At 58.1% G+C, this 19,702-nt stretch carries 17 protein-coding genes; 14 read left to right on the top strand and 3 right to left on the bottom strand.

What is annotated here, in order from left to right; all coding sequences use genetic code 11:
- Together ABJK70_RS07595 and ABJK70_RS07590 are read left to right on the top strand one after the other, a co-directional pair.
- On the top strand, positions 1-262 hold a 262-nt coding region (locus ABJK70_RS07595), incomplete at its 5' end, for a hypothetical protein (protein ID WP_347257694.1).
- A gap of 374 nt (positions 263-636) precedes the next feature.
- Positions 637-1,344 carry a C39 family peptidase gene (locus ABJK70_RS07590; RefSeq protein WP_086133661.1) on the top strand — a complete coding sequence of 236 codons (708 nt, stop codon included), beginning with the start codon at positions 637-639 and terminating at the stop codon, positions 1,342-1,344.
- Positions 1,345-1,387: 43 nt separating this feature from the next.
- Here ABJK70_RS07590 and ABJK70_RS07585 read toward each other — a convergent pair whose 3' ends face one another.
- Positions 1,388-1,882: a histidine phosphatase family protein gene (locus ABJK70_RS07585; protein ID WP_077731751.1), complete on the bottom strand. Its 495-nt coding sequence runs from the start codon at positions 1,880-1,882 to the stop codon at positions 1,388-1,390.
- Positions 1,883-2,365: 483 nt separating this feature from the next.
- On the opposite strand from ABJK70_RS07585, the gene ABJK70_RS07580 reads away from it, so the two are divergent.
- The 6 genes from ABJK70_RS07580 to ABJK70_RS07555 all read left to right on the top strand — a co-directional run bounded on the left by ABJK70_RS07580 (position 2,366) and on the right by ABJK70_RS07555 (position 9,152).
- Complete coding sequence (locus ABJK70_RS07580; RefSeq protein WP_240506858.1) at positions 2,366-3,952, top strand: glucan biosynthesis protein G; 1,587 nt, start codon at positions 2,366-2,368, stop codon at positions 3,950-3,952.
- Positions 3,949-4,449: a hypothetical protein gene (locus ABJK70_RS07575; RefSeq protein ID WP_077731749.1), complete on the top strand. Its 501-nt coding sequence runs from the start codon at positions 3,949-3,951 to the stop codon at positions 4,447-4,449. The genes ABJK70_RS07580 and ABJK70_RS07575 overlap by 4 nt, the downstream gene beginning before the upstream one ends.
- A 13-nt stretch (positions 4,450-4,462) precedes the next feature.
- Entirely contained in the window at positions 4,463-6,523 is a 2,061-nt protein-coding gene (gene mdoH, locus ABJK70_RS07570) for a glucans biosynthesis glucosyltransferase MdoH (protein ID WP_086133658.1), read from the top strand.
- A gap of 13 nt (positions 6,524-6,536) precedes the next feature.
- Positions 6,537-7,172 carry a uracil-DNA glycosylase family protein gene (locus ABJK70_RS07565; protein WP_240506855.1) on the top strand — a complete coding sequence of 212 codons (636 nt, stop codon included), beginning with the start codon at positions 6,537-6,539 and terminating at the stop codon, positions 7,170-7,172.
- A 277-nt stretch (positions 7,173-7,449) separates the two neighbouring features.
- Complete coding sequence (ppnN, locus tag ABJK70_RS07560; RefSeq protein ID WP_086133656.1) at positions 7,450-8,814, top strand: nucleotide 5'-monophosphate nucleosidase PpnN; 1,365 nt, start codon at positions 7,450-7,452, stop codon at positions 8,812-8,814.
- Between the two features lie 35 nt (positions 8,815-8,849).
- Positions 8,850-9,152: an antibiotic biosynthesis monooxygenase gene (locus tag ABJK70_RS07555; protein ID WP_086133655.1), complete on the top strand. Its 303-nt coding sequence runs from the start codon at positions 8,850-8,852 to the stop codon at positions 9,150-9,152.
- A 206-nt stretch (positions 9,153-9,358) separates the two neighbouring features.
- Here the strand turns inward: ABJK70_RS07555 and ABJK70_RS07550 are convergent, their stop codons facing one another.
- Positions 9,359-9,856 (bottom strand): SPOR domain-containing protein, encoded by a 498-nt coding sequence (locus ABJK70_RS07550; protein ID WP_240502602.1) that lies wholly within the window; start codon positions 9,854-9,856, stop codon positions 9,359-9,361.
- A 169-nt stretch (positions 9,857-10,025) separates the two neighbouring features.
- Positions 10,026-11,786 carry an arginine--tRNA ligase gene (argS, locus tag ABJK70_RS07545; protein ID WP_086133654.1) on the bottom strand — a complete coding sequence of 587 codons (1,761 nt, stop codon included), beginning with the start codon at positions 11,784-11,786 and terminating at the stop codon, positions 10,026-10,028.
- A 269-nt stretch (positions 11,787-12,055) separates the two neighbouring features.
- Between argS and ndhC the strand changes: the two genes are divergently transcribed.
- The 6 genes from ndhC to nuoG form a co-directional block, all read left to right on the top strand.
- The gene (gene ndhC, locus ABJK70_RS07540) at positions 12,056-12,469 is read left to right on the top strand and encodes an NADH-quinone oxidoreductase subunit A (protein ID WP_077731742.1); all 414 of its coding nucleotides are present in this window, start codon (positions 12,056-12,058) and stop codon (positions 12,467-12,469) included.
- Between the two features lie 12 nt (positions 12,470-12,481).
- Positions 12,482-13,120 carry an NADH-quinone oxidoreductase subunit B gene (locus ABJK70_RS07535; protein ID WP_077731741.1) on the top strand — a complete coding sequence of 213 codons (639 nt, stop codon included), beginning with the start codon at positions 12,482-12,484 and terminating at the stop codon, positions 13,118-13,120.
- Between the two features lie 10 nt (positions 13,121-13,130).
- Positions 13,131-14,921, top strand: coding sequence for an NADH-quinone oxidoreductase subunit C/D (gene nuoC / locus ABJK70_RS07530; RefSeq protein WP_347257693.1), 1,791 nt, complete (start codon positions 13,131-13,133; stop codon positions 14,919-14,921).
- A 734-nt stretch (positions 14,922-15,655) separates the two neighbouring features.
- Positions 15,656-16,153, top strand: a complete 498-nt coding sequence (gene nuoE / locus ABJK70_RS07525) for an NADH-quinone oxidoreductase subunit NuoE (protein ID WP_086133652.1) — start codon at positions 15,656-15,658, stop codon at positions 16,151-16,153.
- Positions 16,138-17,412 carry an NADH-quinone oxidoreductase subunit NuoF gene (gene nuoF, locus ABJK70_RS07520; protein ID WP_347257692.1) on the top strand — a complete coding sequence of 425 codons (1,275 nt, stop codon included), beginning with the start codon at positions 16,138-16,140 and terminating at the stop codon, positions 17,410-17,412. The genes nuoE and nuoF overlap by 16 nt, the downstream gene beginning before the upstream one ends.
- Before the next feature lie 13 nt (positions 17,413-17,425).
- The coding region (gene nuoG / locus ABJK70_RS07515) for an NADH-quinone oxidoreductase subunit NuoG (RefSeq protein ID WP_347257691.1) at positions 17,426-19,702 on the top strand (2,277 nt) is incomplete at its 3' end.

Below are 19,702 nucleotides of genomic sequence, written 5' to 3'. Positions count from 1 at the left end.
TGCTGTGTTGTCTTCGGTGATGGTTGCCGGCCCGGCGTTGGCCGACAACGATTTTCGTGCTTTGGGGCAGGTGTCCAATCTGACGCCGATGACTGAAACGCAGCTCGCGGCCGTCGAGGGCGGTCAGTCTTGCTCTGGTTTTTTCAGTATTGGAAACACATGCCTCAATGTAGCCGTACCTACGGTAACTGCGGTTAATCTGAGCCTCTTCGGACGAGCCTTCCAGGATATCGTACAGGTCACGAACCAGAGTATCCACTAACGGCAAACTCGGGGTCCCGACGGCATCCTGATCGGGACCGGGGAGTCAGGCGGGGGCGGTCAGTCCGTCCCCGCCTTTTTGCTGAAGACGAGGTGACAAACGAACGGGCACTAAGGATTGGCTCGCGAGCTTTTTTCCGGCACACCGTCTGAGGTGTTGACGCAAGCCTATCTGGCGCAGGCGGCGCTTCAAAACGCCATGAACACGTCAGCAGCCGATGGCGGCATTACGCAAAATCAGGTGGACAGGACAACATCGCTACGTCAGGCTTGCGAATCACAAGCATGCACTCAAAGTGCGAACCTAACGACTAATTCGCGGATTTAGTGGTATAAGGAAACATTGTCCATCGCTGTCTGGTTTAGGGAAAGGGAATGACAAAGATAAGCGGCTTAATTGTGTGGGGGGTGTTGCTGTGCGCTGCCATGGCACACACGGTTGTGGCCGAGCCGAGAACGGCGCCCGCGATAACGCGGCATACCTTGATCGAGCTCCGGGATCGGGCGGTCGTCAAGCAGCGTCTCGATTATTCCTGTGGTGCCGCGGCATTGGCGACCCTGCTGCGGTACTACTATGGCGAGGATACCTCCGAGCAAGATATTCTGAATCGCCTTAATGCAATTTTGGTCAATTTGACCAAGGAGCAATGGGCACACAAGAAGCGGATCGGTTTTTCGCTGCTCGATCTCAAGAAGGTGGCTCAGCAAAAAGGCTACCGGGCAGCAGGCTTCGAATTGACGATCGATCAGCTAAAACAGCTGATAGCGCCCGTCCTGGTCTACGTGCATCCTTTCGGATATCACCATTTCGCCGTACTGAGAGGAATTGCTGGTGACCGGGTCTACCTTGCCGATCCCGGGCGCGGCAACCTGCGAATGAGTCTATCGCGCTTTCAAGACGAGTACGGCGGCGTCATCTTCGTGCTGGGAAAGCCGGGGGAAGAAAACATCGTGTCCTATCCACTGGCGCTGGGAAGGCCTTCCGACTACCCGGAAGTGCGGTTGCGGGATTTCGCCGAGCGAGCCGACATTCTGACCAGTTCCGCGACCAATCTGAATGTCAGGATACACCCACCGCGTTAGCTTAAACCCTATTGTCCGGGGGGGGGGCGGGTGCGGGAGATGGTCAAGGGTGCTGTTTGGGAGAGTCGAAGAAAACCAGACGGCCGCTCCCGTGCATGACGTATGCCCAGGCATCGACCGGGAACTTGATCGCAGCGATTCCGCAGGTCGGAAGAGTGCCGAGACTTTCGCCGGTCAGCCGAGTGACCAGTTCGCTGAGATCGGGGTTGTGGCCGATTAGGTAGACTCTGTTATGGATATTCTCTAGGGACCGAATCAATTCGAGGAGAGCCGGTGTCCCTTGCAGGTAAATGCTGTCACGTACCGCGATTGCCCGGCTGTCGTAGCCGACCGCTTCCGCGATCAGTTCGGCGGTTTCGAGAGCGCGTTTTGCCGGGCTCGTTACGATTAGATCCGGTTCCTGTCCGCGAAACTTCAATACATCGCCCATGACCGGCGCATCGCGTTTGCCGCGGTTGTTCAAGGGACGGTCGATATCCGCCAGAAACGGTTGATCCCGGTCGGATTTGGCGTGACGGATGACGATTAGGCTTTTCATGGCGGCGACCGCGCGCTGTTTCCAATTTGATCACGGCATTTTCATGAAACGATCTTTCCTGTACAAGAGGGGGAAGCTGGACGCGCTTTCGATGGAAGAGCTCGGACAGTACCTCGACGGAATGATTTTTCGTTATGCACCGGCAGGTTATACTATGCCCAAATGGCGTGTTTCCGCCGCGTTCTCATCCTCTTTCGTGGTCCTAAGATTCCGACTGAGTCGTATTTGAAGCAGTTCGTTCTTTTTAATACACCCGTTTTGCAAGCAAAGTCCGTAATACTCGATCACGACAGTGATCAGTCGAGTATTCTTGGCGTGCTTGTCGTTTAGTAATGCCTTGACAATATTGTGGGTTTTGCTATTTAGGGCTAATTTGCCCCGGCTTTTGAGCTCGGGCAAGGAAAAATGCATGTGAACGTAAGAGATCTGAGCCTGGTCCGCAGCACAAGATTTGGTTACTGAGTTTCCGAGGAAAAACACACTGTGAGCTTTCGAAGCTGGATTGTCGTCTTTTTGTGTCCTTTATTTTTCAATGATGCCTTGGCCGAGCCCGGCAAGCCGGCGCCGCCGCCACCCCAAGTTCCAGCTCCGAGCGCACCCGTTACACCTCCGGCCGACAAAGCGCCGGCCAAGCCTTTCGAGTTTTCGGATGTGGAGCAGAAGGCAAAGGAATTAGCCCGCAAGCCTTATGTGCGCGACGAAGCCGGGATGCCCGAGTTTCTGACCAAGCTGGATTACGATCAATACCGCGATATTCGGTATAAACCGGAAAAAGCCCTCTGGCGCGATGAGAACCTGCCCTTTCAAATTCAGGCGTTCCATCGCGGTTTTATGTTCAAGGACCGCGTGATCATCAATATCGTGGACCACGGAAATGCGACGCGGCTCGCGTATTCGCCGGAACTATTCGACTTCGGCAAGAATCAATTTCCCAATCCACTTCCCGCGGATCTAGGATTTGCCGGTATACGCTTCCATCATCCGCTGCGGAAAGACGACGTCTCCGACGAAATCGCCGTTTTTCTAGGCGCCAGTTATTTCCGGGCGGTCGGATTGGGACAGTTGTACGGCTTGTCCGCGCGCGGGCTGGCGATCGATACCGGTTTGCCTAAGGCGGAGGAGTTCCCGATCTTCAAAGAGTTCTGGATCGAAAAGCCGGCGAAGGACGCGAGTTCGCTCACGGTGCACGCTTTACTGGATAGCCAAAGGGTAACCGGCGCTTATCGCTTCGTCATTCACCCCGGCCTTGATTTGACCATGGATGTGACGAGTCACCTTTATTTTCGCCAGAGCATCGAACGGATTGGAATTGCGCCGCTAACCAGCATGTTCTTTCACGGCGAGAACACCGATCGTTTCATGGACGACTTCCGGCCGGAGGTGCACGATTCCGATGGCTTATTGATCGGGAGAAGCACCGGCGAATGGGTATGGCGTCCGTTGAACAACCCGCGCCAGCTTCGCATCAGCGTCTTCAGAGATGAGAAGCCCGTGGGTTTCGGCTTGATGCAAAGAGACCGCAATTTCGATCATTACCAAGACTTGGAAGCCAGCTATAACCGCCGTCCCAGCGCCTGGATCGAAGCTTTGGGCGATTGGGGGCCGGGCGCGGTTTACCTGATTGAAATTCCGAGCGACGCGGAGAAATACGACAATATCGTCGCTTTTTGGGTGCCCGATCAGCCAACCGGAGAAGGCAAGGAATATACGTACAGCTATCGTCTCCATTTCGAATTGGACGAATTCACCGCGCCTGGCGGCGGAAAAGTCGCGGCCACCCGTATCGGCGCGACCATTCCGGATAGTCCTAATCGCAAATTCGTCGTCGAGTTCGCCAGTCCTACGCTCAAGCTGCTCAGCGACAAGGCCTCGGTCGAAGCCGAGGTAAGTGCTTCCGCCGGTAAGATTACCAATACCGTGGTTCAGAAAAACAGTGAAAATGATCAGTGGCGTTTGAGCTTTGATTTAGAACCCGAAAAAGATAAAGACCCGGTCGAGTTGCGTGCGATGTTGAAATCCGGCAAGGATGCGCTTACCGAAACGTGGGTTTATCAGTGGAACCGTCGATGAATCAAGTACGGATTTTAGAAGAGATGATAACGTCCGGCGATGCGGACTCCGCTCCTCAATCATGGCTTCCCGGGATCAAGGAGCGGGTCGTCGCCTACCTGCAGAGCCTCGGCTTGTCTCGGCAGGATTTGATCGAGAACTTAGCCGACGACTGTCTGAACCGTGCCCGCCGCCGGGTCGGACGCGGGGCTGGAGACGAATTGCTCAAGCGTGCGATAGAAGAGGCCCAGCGGCGTTTCGACCACGCCTTGGCGCGAGCCATGCGCTTGTCTCCGTCCAAGGATCCTCATCCCATAGCTGCGGCCCGCGCCGCCTTGCTGCTGACCGGTTGCCCGTCGGCCAGCGACGCTCTGTTCGGAAATCCGGATCCGCCGTCTGAGACGGGTGAAATGCTAAGAGAAATTCTGCCCCGACCCACTCCGCCCGAGGACTCCGTTCCTATGGCCGAACAGCCGCTGAGATTCTGGCTGTTCAAATCGACTCATCAAAGCAGCTAACCCTTTTTCAAATATGTCTTCCAATGCCAGCGCTCTGCCGGGCTATGTCCGCACTTTAAGGCGAACGTTTTTCTTCACTCTGGTAACCCTGACGGCCTTCGCGGCGCTTGCCATGATAACGAGCGCTTTCCTGCAGAACGGAATAACGCCGCAGGAGATCGTGCTGCTCATACTTTATACCTTGCTGATTCTGTGGATCAGCACCTCGTTTTGGACCGCTACGCTCGGATTCTGGTGCTTGCTTCGGGGTGGCGACAAGCGCTCGATTTCGAGACTGGTCCCGAATCCGGACATGACGTCCGACCAGGAGCCGGCGCTCACGGCGCTGGTGATGCCGATCTACAACGAGGATCCGGTGCGGGTATTCGCGGGACTGCGGGCGATTTATCAGTCGCTCCGCGAAACCGGGCGCGCGGACGAGTTCGAACTGTTCATCCTCAGCGATACGCGCGATCCCGATACCTGGATGCAGGAGGAGGTAAACTGGTATCGCATGTGCCGCGACTTCAATGCGCACGGCAAAATCTTTTACCGCAATCGCGAGAAGAACATCGCCCGCAAGAGCGGCAACATCGAGGATTTTTGCCGTCGCTGGGGCGGCCGTTACCGCTACATGATCGTCCTCGATGCTGACAGCCTCATGGCCGGTGAGACGCTGACGAAAATGGTGGATCTGATGGAGGCTCATCCCCGCGTCGCACTGATTCAATCACCGCCGCTGCCGGTAAATCATAAATCCTTGTTCGCCCGTATCCTCCAGTTCGCCAGCAGTTTGTACAGCGACATCTTCATTGCCGGGATCAATTTCTGGCAGCTCTCGGGTAGCAATTATTGGGGGCACAACGCGATTATCCGCATGCAGCCCTTCGTTCGGCATTGCGGTTTGCCGAAGTTGCCGGGGCGGGAGCCATTCGGCGGCGAGATCTTGAGCCACGACTTCGTCGAGGCGACTTTGTTGCGCGAGGCCGGATGGGAAGTGTGGCTGGCGGCCGATCTCAAGGGCAGCTACGAGGAGCTGCCGCCGACGCTGATCGACTACGCCAAGCGCGATCGGCGTTGGTGCCAGGGGAATTTGCAACATTTGCGCATGGTGTTCGCCCGCGGCTTTTCTGGACTCAGCCGTTTGTATTTTCTGATGGGCATCATGTCCTATCTGTCCTCGCCGTTATGGTTGCTGTTTCTGGTTTTAACCGGCTTTGAGGCGTATGTGCAGAGCCAAACCATGCCGGTTTATTTTTTCGGCGACAATATTTTTCCGGTCTGGCCCGAGTCTTATGCGGTCGAGATGACGACGGTCTTGCTGGTGACGCTGGCCATGCTGTTTCTGCCGAAATTCTGGAGCTTTTTGCTGCTCCTGATGCGTCCCAGAATAATCAAGGGCTATGGCGGCGTGATACGCGCCGCTTTCAGCGTCTTTTTCGAAAGCGCATTTTCAGTGCTGACGGCGCCTGTGCTCATGCTGTATCAGAGCAAATTCGTCGTCGCCATTTTGCTGCGTCGCAGCGTCGGCTGGCCTCCGCAAAATCGCGGCGATCACCGTTTGAGCCTCAAGGAAGCCACTCTGGCTCACGGCGGGCAGACGCTGACCGGGTTGGGTGCCGGATGGCTGAGCTACGAGTATGTGCCTGACTTTTTCCTGTGGCTGATTCCCGTTCTGGCCGGGTTGGTCCTTGCCATACCCGTTTCGATCCTTTCCAGCAGCACGTCGGTGGGTTCGCTCGCCCGTAAACTCGGATTTTTCCTGACTCCGGAAGAGTATAAGGCGCCGCGTGTCGTCGAACTGCTCCACGAAAATCTTGCCCGTACCGAGCAAGCGGGTGCGCAAAATGAAGGCGAGTTGAACGTTGCCGATCCGGGAACGTATTCCCTCCACTTCGCTCTTTTGCCCGATCGTCCGGTGAAAAAGCGCCAGCGCCACCAGTTGCGCGCTTTGGTGTACCAATTGGTGGAAGAGGGGCCGGAAACGCTGTCCGCCGCCGACAAGCGTGCCTTGATTTCCGATCCGGAGACGCTGACTCGGTTGCACACCTTGGCTTGGAGCCGGAAGGACAAGGACACCCCTCAATTGTCCTGAGGAGCGACCGCCCATGAACGAGCGGTTGCGCTCATTGATCCTCCACCAAGAGGCCTTGAAGAACTGCGTGCGTTGCGCCGGGATGATCGGTCCGGTGGTGATGGGGCGCGCCGTGTTGTCGCCCGTGATCCTCATCGGCCAGGCGCCGGGCGGCAAGGAAGGGCAATTCGGAAAGCCGTTTGCGTGGACAGCGGGAAAAACCCTTTTCAAATGGTTTGCCGAGATAGGCATATCCGAAGACAATTTTCGCCGCAACGTCTACATGGCGGCCGTATGCCGCTGCTTTCCCGGCAAGAACCCGAAAGGCGGCGATCGGGTTCCGTCTCCGGAGGAGATCGATCGTTGCGCCGATTGGCTGAATGCCGAAATTCGGCTTATAAGACCCAAGCTCATTATTCCGGTCGGCAAGCTGGCGATCCGTCAAATTCTCGTCGCCGATAGACTGGATCAGGTGATCGGGCTTAGGCACGAGCTTTGTCGAGAAAGTCTAGAGATAGACGTAATACCCTTGCCTCACCCGTCCGGGGCCTCCACCTGGCACCGCCGAGAACCCGGCAAAACCCTGCTGCATAATGCGTTAAGGCTAATTCGCGAGCATCCCGCTTGGGGTGAGGTCTGTCACGGCTCGAGCGACGGCGTTTTGACATAGCGCAAAAGTTATGCACAACGGATGAGTTGTTTTTCAGTGCTTTCGGTGTACCGGCGTCAGGTTTTTGACGTTTTTGGCAAGTTTTTGATTATTTGCATGTTTTGGCCCAAGAATAAAAATCGTCAAATTAAGGAAAGATCAGGACCGGCGGGGTTTCAAAAGTGTTTTAAGACTGCATTCCACAAACTTATCCACAGGTTCTGGGAAGTTCTTCTTTTTAAGGAGTGCGACAGAATGCTTATCAATAATCAATGGAAGATCTAACAAAGGAATTCCGATGCAAACAATCAACGCTCAGGTAAGGCCGGAAGGCACTCTGGAGGTTTTGTCCAAGCTGGAAGTGGCGAAGCTGCTCGATACCAGCCAGGGCGGTCTTCACGAGCTCTTCCGGCGTTGTTCGCTGGCGGTCCTGAATTGCGGCAGCGCTGTCGATGACACCAAGCTGGTGCTCGAGCAACATAAAGACTTTGACATTCGCGTATTGCAACAGCAGCGCGGTATCAAGCTGGAGGTGCTGAACGCGCCGGCCTCGGCTTTCGTCGACGGCGAGATGATCAAAGGCATACGGGAGCATCTGTTTTCGGTGCTTAGGGATATCGTTTTCACCGGATCGGAGATCGTATCGAATTCGGCGTTCAATCTGGGCAAGTCGGAAGATATCACCAGCGCCGTTTTTCACATTCTGCGCAACGCGGGCAGCCTGATCACGAATACCTCTCCGAACTTGGTCGTATGCTGGGGAGGCCATTCGATCAGCCGGGAAGAATACGATTACACCAAGGAGGTCGGCCATGAGCTGGGGTTGCGGGGGCTCAACGTCTGTACCGGCTGCGGCCCTGGAGCCATGAAGGGGCCGATGAAAGGCGCCACGATCGGCCATTCAAAACAACGTATCTACGAGGCCCGCTACGTGGGCATTTCGGAGCCGGGAATCATCGCCGCGGAGCCTCCGAATCCCATCGTCAACGAGCTGGTCATCATGCCTGATATCGAAAAACGCCTCGAAGCGTTCGTAAGGCTCGGGCATGGCATCGTCGTCTTCCCGGGCGGGGTCGGCACGGCCGAGGAGATTCTCCACCTCTTAGGGATTCTGCTTCACCCCGACAACAAGAATTTGCCTTTTCCGGTCATTTTGACGGGGCCTGCGGAGTGCGCCGGCTATTTCGAGCTTATCGACCGGTTTATGGTTTCGACGATCGGTCGAGACGTGCGCCGATGTTATCGGATCATCGTCGACGATCCCGCCGGCGTTGCCCGGGAAATGAAAGAGGGGATCAGCCTGGTGCGGGAATTCCGGAAACAGAACGGTGACGCCTACTATTTCAACTGGCTGCTGAAGATAGAGCAGCAGTTCCAGATCCCTTTCGTACCCTCGCATCAGAATATGGCTTCATTGGAATTGCATCGACAGCAGGAGCCTCACCATCTGGCAGCCAACCTGCGCCGAGCCTTTTCCGGAATCGTGGCTGGAAACGTGAAGGCGGAAGGCATACGAACCATCGAGGAGCATGGGCCTTTCGAGCTGCGGGGGGACGCGGAGGTCTTGAAGCCTCTGGATGAGTTGTTGGCGGCGTTCGTCGCACAGGGCCGCATGAAGCTTCCGGGCGTGCGTTACGAGCCGTGTTACCGGCTGGTAGCGTAAATTTTGAGGAAAAAACGATTTAAGAGGAGTTCGAGATGTTCATTGCCATGAATCGATTCAAGATTGCTTTAGGGAAAGAGAGCGAATTCATTGCAATCTGGCGGAATCGTGAAACCTACTTGCATGAAGTTCCGGGATTCCGTGAATTTCATCTGCTTCAAGGTCCGAGCAATGAGGACTTCACGCTGTTCGCTTCCCATTCGACGTGGGAGTCGAAAGAGGCTTTCGAAGCCTGGACGCGTTCGGAGGCATTTCGCAACGCTCATGCCAGCGCGGGCGGAAGCAAGGGGCTCTACCTCGGACCGCCTCAGTTCGAGGGTTTCGAGGTCGTCCTTTAAGCGATCGGTCGAGCCCTCATGGGATCTCTAGAGCATTTTCCTGTTCGGCGTAGCGCTCCCAAGCTGCAGTAGGTCGGCAATCCTTTGCCGACACACGCGGTAGACGAGGGGCTTTGTCGGCAAAGGATTGCCGACCTACAAATTATTTTGGCCCGCATTTTGAGCAATCGGATCGCCGGATAATCCGGTACGGTGGGGCAAAGGAGTTATTTCGCCGCTTTCTGCACGATGCTGTCGATGCCTTTCTTGCGCAGGTAGGCCCTGATCTTGTCGGCATCGGCCAGAGTGGCGTACGGGCCGATTTTGACGCGGTACCAGGCCGAATTATCGATCTCGATCATTTCGATCTTGGCCTTGATCTTGATCTTGGCCAGGTCGCCCTTCAGTTGCTCGGCATTCTGTAGATTGTCGAAAGATCCTGCCTGCACCAGATAAAGCGCTGCGGTGGGTTTGCTTCCCTGGCTTTCTTCCCGCTTGATCGTTTTAATCTCGCTTTCAGGAATGATGACTTCCTTTTCGGGGAGGATCTTATAAAAAGTAAACCGGGGCTCGCGCGACTTAATCGGCTGCGGTTTCTGCTCGGGTTTTTGGGCGGCTGTTTTCTTGCCCTCGGTGTTTTGTTTCCTTTCCTGCTGGGGCTGACTCTTTTTTTCGGCTTCCGGAACCGCAGCAGCGGCTTGAGGCGCCGGCGCGGGTATGGACACGGGTTCCGGGGCCTTTGGAGGGGCCTCGCTATCGGCACCTGAGAAAACGTACACAACGAGCCCGATCGCACCAGCAATGCCGACCGCCGCTAGGCCCCAACGTCTCGGAATTTGGAGCTGGCGTTTTCGGTATCCCGGAATCCGGTGCTTATAGTCCTTGGACATGCCTTTACATTGCTTCGGGTGCGGAAACGTCCAGCAGGCTTAAACCGTTGCCGATCACCTGTCTCACCGCGGCAATCAAATTGAGCCGGGCATCCCGTAACGCGGCATCCTCCACCAGGAACTGGTGGGCGTTGTAATAAGTGTGGAATTCGTACGCCAGCTCGCGCAGATAATGCACCAGATGATGAGGCTCGTGCTGAACGGCCGATTGTTCCACAACCTCGGTATAGCGGGACAGCGTGTTGATTAATGCCAACTCGTGCGTTTCCGTCAATAGGTCCAGACGATTCATGCCGCCGGCGAGGTCGCGTTTCCAGCCTTTTTCGTCCAACTGCCTAAACACGCTGCAAATCCGCGCGTGAGCGTATTGCACGTAATAAACCGGATTTTCGTTGGTCCTCGAGGTGGCCAGCTTCAGGTCGAAATCCATATGCTGGTCGGATTTTCGCATGACATAGAAGAACCGGGCCGCGTCTTTGCCCACTTCGTTGCGAAGCTGCCGGAGCGTTACGAATTCTCCGGAGCGGGTGGACATCTGGACTTTTTCTTCCCCGCGATATAACACCGCGAACTGGACCAGCAGCACGTGGAGCCGTTCCGGGGCGCCCCCCAATGCCTTGATGGCGGCCTTGACGCGGGGAATGTAGCCGTGATGATCGGCGCCCCAGATGTTGATGATTTGATCGAAGCCGCGCTCCAGCTTGTTCAAATGATAAGCGATGTCGGATGCGAAATAGGTCATCTGACCGTTTTCTCGAACCACCACCCGGTCCTTTTCGTCCCCCAGCCGGCTCGAAGCGAACCAGGTTGCCCCGTCTTTTTCGTAGAGATAGCCCGCTTCTTGAAGCTTTTCCAGCGCACGCTCGATGGCGCCGGTATCGGCCAGGCTGCGTTCCGAAAACCACTCGTCGTAATGAACCCCGAACTCCTCCAGATCCTGGCGAATGTCGTCGAGGATGCTGTCGAGGCCGGCGTCGAACACGATTCGGTAATCGTCGGCGCCGAGCAGCGACTTGGCCCTTGCCACCAGCGCATCGATATGAACTTCCTTATCGCCGCCCTGGGGCTCGTCCGGTGGAATGTCCGCCATGACTTCGGCGGTCGGGCGCCGGTATTTCTCCCCGACTCGCTTGTGCAGATCCCAGGCAATCGTCCGAACGTATTCGCCGCGATAACCGTTGCTCGGGAAGGTCAGCACCTCGCCGCATTCTTCCAGGTAGCGGAGCCACACGCTGGCGGCCAGAATATCCATCTGCCGGCCGGCATCATTGACGTAGTACTCCCGGTGTACCTCGAATCCGGCGGCAGCAAGCAGGTTCGCCACCACGGCGCCGTAGGCCGCGCCGCGCCCGTGTCCCACATGCAAGGGGCCGGTCGGATTGGCCGAGACGAATTCCACCTGAACTTTGCGGCCGGCGCCGACGGCGGTCTTGCCGAACTCGTGCCCGGCTTCGTGAATATCGGCGACGATTCGATGTTGAGCCTTGGGATCGATGAAGAAATTGATGAATCCGGGGCCTGCGACCTCCAGCTTGGCGACGATGCCGTCATGGGGCAGTGCCGCCACGATTTTTTCCGCCAACTGTCGGGGATTGCATTTGGCGGCCTTTGCCAGGGTCATTGCGAGATTGGAGGCGAAATCGCCGTGCTGCGCATCGCGCGCACGCTCCACCATAATGGTCGGATCGATATCGGGAGGTAGCTCGCCATTCGCTTTCAATGCGGAAACGGCGCCATGCAGCAGATTCTCCAGACGTTTTTTCATGCGGGGAATGGTTAGGACGGGAAAAATGAGCGGCTATTATCCTAAAATCGCGGACGTGCTTGCAACGCAGCGACTGCCAAGGGCCTGTGAATGCCGCATGGTCGCCTTCCTGTCGCTCGTCTTCCTGGCTCAGCCCCAAACGCCGTTCGTCCCGAATGGTTTTTCGGAACTATGTATTTCTACTTATAGGCCGGTTGCGGCCGGTCCGATTAATCTGCGGGCAAGTTGATCGCCCTTGCAGTCCGCTGCAGCACATCCGGAGGAGTGGCATGAATGCCGATCTGGTGCAGGCATCGAATCTTTGGCCGTTCATCGCTTATATCGCGGCGATCATGGTCGTAATCGCGGCGATGTTGGTGATCCCCCGTTTTCTTGCCCGGCCCAGTCGCGGACGCGCGACCGGCGAGCCTTTTGAATCCGGCGTCGTGCCAGTAGGCGATATTCATGTGCGCCTCACCATACGGTTTTATCCGGTCGCCATCTTTTTCGTGATCTTCGACCTGGAAGCCGTTTTTATCCTCGCTTGGGCCGTCGCCTTTCGCGAGGCCGGGTGGATCGGGTACATCGAAATGCTGGTGTTCATCGGCATTTTGCTGGCCGCTCTGGTTTATCTCTGGCGGATCGGCGCTCTGGATTGGCGTACCGAGCGGCAGAAATTGCAGGATGCCCGACTACAAATTTAAGGGGAGTACGGGATGGAGTGGACTCTTACCAAAGCCGATTCCGACCCAGCGCCCCGCCCCGGCGAGCGCGTCAGCGAGGAAGCCATGCGCCGCAACCTGCTCATGGCGAAGTTGGAGGACCTGATCGCCTGGGGTCGAGCGAATTCCGTCTGGCCTTTCAATTTCGGGCTTTCCTGTTGCTACGTCGAAATGGCCACCGCTTTCACGAGCCGTTACGATATCGCCCGCTTCGGTTCCGAGGTGATCCGGGCAAGCCCGCGGCAAGCGGACCTGATCGTGATTTCCGGCACGGTCTTCATGAAAATGGCTCCGGTCATCAAGCGTCTCTACGAGCAGTTGCTGGAGCCGCGCTGGGTGATTTCCATGGGGTCGTGCGCCAATTCGGGCGGGATGTACGATGTTTACAGTGTGGTTCAGGGTGTGGACAAATTTTTGCCGGTCGACGTGTATGTGCCGGGCTGCCCGCCGCGTCCGGACGCCTTGCTCGAAGGTCTGATCCTGCTGCAGGAGTCGATCGGAAAAGAGAGACGGCCCCTAGGCTGGACGGTCGGCGAAGGCGGTGTTCAGAAAGCGCCGATCAAAAGCTTCCGAGACCTCAAGACTCCGGAGCGCATGAGGGCCACCGAGTTGCGCAGTCCGGATCGCCTTTAAGGTATTTAGGATGACTTTTACCACGACGGCAGGCAGCGCGACAACGACGGAAAGGCCGAAGACCGGCGCTATCGTCGGCGAACTCCGGCGCCGTTTCGGGGATGACGAATTTACCGTTCAATCCACCTATGACGGCATTCCAACCCTTTGGGTAAGCAAGGACCGTTTCGTCGATTGTCTGACTTATCTGAAGCGCGAGACCGAGCGGCCATACCCCATGCTGTTCGATCTCACCGCGGTGGACGAGCGCCTGCGCCAATACCGGGATGGGCTCCCGGCCAGCGAATTCACGCTGGTCTATCATCTTTTGTCTTTCGATCGGAACGAGGATATCCGTCTCAAGGTCGCCTTGGCCAATGGCGGTTTGAGCGTGCCGAGCATCGCCTCGCTCTGGCCCAACGCCAACTGGTACGAGCGCGAAGTCTACGACATGTTCGGGATTCGCTTCGAAGGCCATCCGAATCTCCGCCGTATCCTGATGCCGCCCACCTGGAAAGGGTATCCGCTGCGCAAGGACCATCCGGCGCGGGCCACCGAGATGGGGCGGTTCTCGTTGCCCGAGCAAAAGCAGGAGGCGGAGCAGGAGGCCTTGCGGTTTGTGCCCGAGGAATGGGGCATGAAACGGCAGAAGAACAGCAGCGATTTTCTGTTCCTCAATCTCGGCCCTAACCACCCCAGCGTGCACGGGGTATTCCGCATCGCCCTGCAGCTCGACGGCGAGGAAATAGTCGATGCCGTGCCGGACATCGGCTATCACCATCGTGCCGCGGAAAAGATGGGCGAACGCCAGTCCTGGCATACCTACATCCCTTATACCGACCGGGTGGATTATCTCGGCGGCTCGCTGAACAACCTGCCTTACGTCATGGCGCTGGAACAAATGGCCGGCATCGAGGTGCCGCCCAGGGCGCAGACAATTCGGGTGATGATCTCGGAGTTTTACCGGATCAACAATCACCTCTTGTTTTACGGCACCTTCGCGCAGGACGTCGGACAACTATCGCCGGTTTTCTACATGTTCGTCGATCGCGAGAGGGTCTTCGAAATCATCGAAGCCATTACCGGTGGGCGCATGCACTCCAGCTTTTTTCGCATCGGCGGCACGGCGATGGATTTGCCCGAGGGCTGGGACAAGAAGGTGCGGGAATTCGTCGACTATTTTCCGAAACGGCTGGCGCACTACGACAAGATGGTGCTGGCGAACAGCATCCTCAAGCGGCGCACCCAGGGCATCGGCGTTTACGACACGAAAGAGGCGATCGACTGGGGCGCAACCGGACCGGGGTTAAGGGCCACAGGTCTCGCCTGGGACTACCGCAAGGCGCGCCCCTATTCCGGCTACGAAAATTTCGAATTCGAGATCCCGTCGGGGAAAAACGGGGACTGCTACGACCGGTGCCTGGTGCGGGTCGAAGAAATGCGGCAGAGCTTAAGAATCATCGAGCAATGCCTGAACAACATGCCATCGGGCCCCTACAAGGCGTTTCATCCGTTGACGACTCCACCGCCGAAAGCGCGGACCATGCACGACATCGAGACGCTGATCCAGCACTTTCTGAACGTCAGCTGGGGGCCGGTAATCCCGGCCGGGGAGGGCTCCGCCTGCGTGGAAGGGACCAAGGGGCTGTATCGCTATTACCTGACGAGCGACGGCAACACGACGTCCTACCGTACCCGCGTCCGTACCGCCTCGTTCCCCCATCTTCAGATGATTCCACTGATGTCGCGCGGCCTCATGATCGCCGATCTCATCGCGATCCTGGGGAGCATCGATTTCGTGATGTCGGATGTGGATAGGTGAGGGGGATATGACGTTTCTAAATGGCTTGTTTGCGGAGGTTGAGGATGTCGGTCTAGCCAGCGGGTTCGGGGTAGTGGCAGCTGGTGCTGCCGGTGATTTTAGATGCGGGTCTCGCCCCGCGGGCGAGTTACTTTTGCAAACCCCATCCATGGGGTTTGCCCTTTGGGCCCGCCTTCGGCGGTCCAAACTCGCTCCCGGCGAGTTTGTCTTTGCTTGCCCAAAGACAAATTTGTCGGGAACAAATTTGGACGCGCGAAGTGCGCCCGAAGGATTTGCGCCAGGACAGGCGCAAATCCAAAGTAACCAAAAGAAACGGCGCCCGAGCGGCATGCTTTTCCTGCGCTTCTCGCTTTGGCGCTGGGGCGACAGAAGGAGCTTCCCTGCTCCTCTGTCGCCGCGCGTCTTCCTGACGCGCCCCTTCGGGCATTCCAGCGCCAAAGCTTGCGATGCTCGGGCATGCCGCACGGGACAAAAATAGCAATATCCCGTATGACGCACCTGAGCATCGCAGTCCTGGACCGGAAAAGCCCGAAGGGGTGCGCAAAGGATTGCGCACGTGTCCCGAGGGACATGGAAGTCCCTTCGGGACGCCCCGCGGCCAGGACGAGAAGCGCAGGAAAAGTGCGTCATCCGGGCGGCGTTTTCTTTGGTTACTTTCTTTTGGCCGAACAAAAGAAAGTAACCCGCGTGCGGGGCGGTTCCCCGCATCAAAAAATGATTTTTCGGGTTCTCTTATGAACGAAGCCCGCATCTTGAGCGAACAGGAAACCGCCGAAATCCTCGCGGCCGCGGGTCATTATCCCGATAAATCCGCCGCCTCCGTCGAGGCGCTCAAGATCGTGCAGAAATATCGCGGCTGGGTGTCGGATGAAGCGTTGAAAACCGTTGCCGGGCTCTTGGAGATGTCGCCGGACGAACTGGATGGGGTGGCGACGTTCTACAACCTGATCTTTCGAAGGCCGGTCGGCGAGAACGTCATTCTTTGTTGCGACAGCGTGAGCTGCTGGATGCTGGGGGCCGATAGAATCCGTGGGCATCTATCCGAAAGGCTGGGCATCGGCTTGGGCGAAACCACGACGGACGGACGTTACACGCTGCTGCCGATCGTCTGTCTCGGCGCATGCGATCGCGCGCCGGTGCTGATGGTCGGCGAAGAGCTTTACGAAGACGTGGACGAATCGAAAATCGATGAGCTATTAAAAAGGAACGGCCAGACATGGACAGACCGCTGACGCAGAACATCAAGCCCGATCTCTCGCCGGTGACGCTGGACGATTACCGCCGCGCCGGTGGCTATGAGGGCTTGGCCAAAGCCTTGAAAGAAATGGCGCCTGCGGACGTGATCGGGGCGGTCAAGGATTCCGGGTTGCGCGGGCGCGGCGGTGCCGGGTTTCCCACCGGCGTCAAGTGGAGCCTGGTGCCGCAGGGCGAGTCGGCGGAGCAGAAATATGTGGTGGTGAACGCCGACGAAATGGAGCCGGGCACTTTCAAGGATCGCCTGCTGATGGAGGCCGACCCGCACCAGCTCATAGAAGGCGTGGTCATCGCCGCCTATGCCGTGCAGGCCGATACGGCCTATATCTTTCTCCGGGGCGAATACCATCTTTCCGCGAGCCGGCTTGAGCAAGCCTTGGGGGAAGCGCGTAGCGCCGCCTATCTCGGCAAAAACATTCTGGGCTCGGACTTCGATCTGGAGATACATCTTCATACCAGCGCGGGGCGCTACATCTGCGGCGAAGAGACCGCGCTCCTGAATTCGCTCGAAGGCAAGCGCGCAATACCGCGCGCCAAGCCGCCGTTTCCCCAGATCAGCGGACTGTGGGGCCGTCCGACGGTCGTCAACAATGTCGAGACCTTTTGCAACGTGCCCCATATCATCCGCAACGGCGTGGACTGGTACCGGGGATTGGGCCGGGGCGAGGATGCCGGCACCAAGCTGTTCGGCGCGAGCGGTCGGGTCAAGAAGCCGGGGTTGTGGGAACTGCCCATGGGCACGCCGATCCGGGTACTGATCGAGGAATGCGCCGGCGGCATGCAGGAGGGGTATACGCTGCGAGGGTTCCTGCCCGGCGGCGCATCCACGGATTTTCTGCTGCCCGAGCACTTGGATCTGCCCATGGATTTCGACGCGATGATGAAAGCCGGCAGCCGGCTCGGCACCGGCACCATGATCGTGCTGGACGATCAGACCTGTCCGGTGCGAATGGTGCTCAACCTGGAGCGGTTTTTCGCGCAGGAATCCTGCGGCTGGTGTACCCCCTGTCGGGATGGGCTGCCTTGGGTCGTCGAGATTCTCGAAGGCCTTTTGGCCGGACGTGGCCGGCCGGAGGACCTGGACCAACTCGAACAGCTCGCGCGCCTGATGGGACCCGGCAATACCTTTTGCGCGCTCGCGCCCGGGGCCGCCGAGCCGTTACAGAGCGCATTGAAATATTTCCGGGCCGATTTCGAACGCTATTTGAAACCGGCATCGACTGCAAGGGTGGCCTGATAGGATTCAATCCATGGCAAAAATCACGGTAGACGGCCAGACCTACGACGTAAAAGCGGGAGACAATCTGCTCAAGACCTGCTTGTCGTTGAGGCTAGATTTGCCGTACTTCTGCTGGCATCCGGCCCTCGGGTCCGTGGGCGCCTGCCGGCAATGCGCGGTCGTGCAGTACAAGGACGAGAGCGACGCCCAGGGGCGGCTGGTCATGGCCTGCATGACCCCGGTGACCGAGGGCCTCCGCGTGTCCCTCGAAGCTCCTCAGGCACGGGAGTTCCGCGCCGGAGTCATCGAGTTCCTGATGACCAATCATCCTCACGATTGTCCGGTGTGCGAGGAGGGCGGCGAGTGCCATCTCCAGGACATGACGGTCATGACCGGGCATACCTTTCGTCGCTATCGCGGCTTGAAGCGCACCCACCGAAACCAGTATCTGGGACCGTTCATCAATCACGAGATGAACCGCTGCATCGCCTGTTACCGCTGCGTTAGGGTTTACCGCGACTACGCCGGAGGCAAGGACCTCGACGTGTTTGCATCCCGCAACAACGTCTATTTCGGGCGCTTCGAGGACGGCGTTCTGGAAAACGAGTTCAGCGGCAATCTGGTCGAGGTCTGTCCCACCGGAGTTTTCACCGATCGGACGTTCAGCCAGCATTACGTCCGGAAGTGGGATCTACAGCATGCGCCCTCGATTTGCGTGCACTGCGGGGTGGGATGCAATACCAGCCCCGGCGAACGCTACGGAACGCTTAGGCGCATCGTCAATCGCTATAACGGAGAGGTGAACGGCTATTTTCTCTGCGATCGGGGCCGCTTCGGCTACGGATTCGTGAACAGCGAGCGGCGCATACGCCAGCCGATGCTTCGCGGAGAGCCGGTCTCCGGGGAGACCGCGCTGGCCCATTTTCAAGGCTTGCTGGGCGGTCACACGATCGGAATCGGCTCTCCCCGCGCCTCGTTGGAAGTCAACTTCGCCCTGCGGGAACTGGTCGGCGCCGAGCATTTTTACGCCGGTTTTGCCCAGGGGGAGGCATCGCTGGCAGCGGCCATACTGGACGTGCTGAGACATTGGCCGGTCCATAATCCGTCGCTGCGGGAGGTGGAGCAGGCGGACGCCGTCTTGATCCTGGGCGAAGACGTGGCGAATACCGCGCCGCGTGTGGCGCTCGCGTTGCGCCAGGCGGTTCGGAACCGCGCTTTCGAACGCGCCGACCGGCTCAAGATACCGCGCTGGCAAGATGCCGCCGTAAGAGAGGCGGCTCAAGGCGAGAAGAGCCCGCTGTTCGTCGTAGCGCCTAACGCTACCCGGCTGGACGACATAGCGGAAGCGATCTGCCGGGGAACGCCGGAAGACATCGCGCGGCTGGGCCTGGCAATCGCCAACCGGATCGATGTCAGCGCGCCGGCGGTGGCCGACCTTTCGCAAGAGGACGAACATCTGGCGGAACTCATCGGCGATACCCTCACTGCCGCGGCGCATCCGCTCATCGTCTCGGGCACCGGTTGCGGCAGTCTCTCCGTGGTCCGGGCGGCGGCCAATATCGCCTTAGCCTTGAGCAACCGGCGAGAAGGAAGGGCTGTCGATCTGTGCTATGTCGTGCCGGAATGCAATACGCTCGGATTGGCGATGATGGACGAGCGCAGCGTCAAGGACGCCTTCGCCGCGGCGAAGACCCGAGACTTGAACACTGTGATCGTGCTGGAGAACGATCTTTACCGGCGGGCGGACGCCGGGGCCGTGGACAGCTTTTTCAACGGCACGCGGCATGTGGTGGTGATCGATCATATCCGCCACGGCACCGCGGCCAAGGCCCAATTACTTCTTCCGGGAAGCACGTTTGCGGAAACCGAGGGCACTCTGGTCAGCCTCGAGGGGCGGGCGCAACGGTTTTATTCCGTCATGCCGGGCAGCGGCGAAATCCGCGACAGCTGGCGCTGGCTAGCCGATGCCGCAGCGAAACGCTGGTCGAACATCGATGCGCTTACCGCCGCTTGTGCCGCGGCTCTGCCGGAATTCGGGCCGATCCGGAACGCCGCTCCGCCGGCGGGTTTTCGTGTCGAGGGCGAAAAGGTCCCGCGCGAACCCCATCGCTATAGCGGACGGACCGCGATGTTTGCAAACCGCGAAATCCATGAACCCAAGCCGCCCGACGACCCCGATTCGGCTTTGGCGTTTTCCATGGAAGGCGCAAGTGTCGACGTGCCGCCGGCATTATTGCCATTCGTCTGGGCGCCAGGCTGGAATTCGCATCAGCAGGCCGTCAATAAATTTCAGGACGAGGTGGGCGGG

This window comes from Methylocaldum sp. (genome assembly GCF_039794385.1).
Lineage (GTDB): Bacteria > Pseudomonadota > Gammaproteobacteria > Methylococcales > Methylococcaceae > Methylocaldum.
This window is presented reverse-complemented; position numbering and strand designations above follow the sequence as displayed.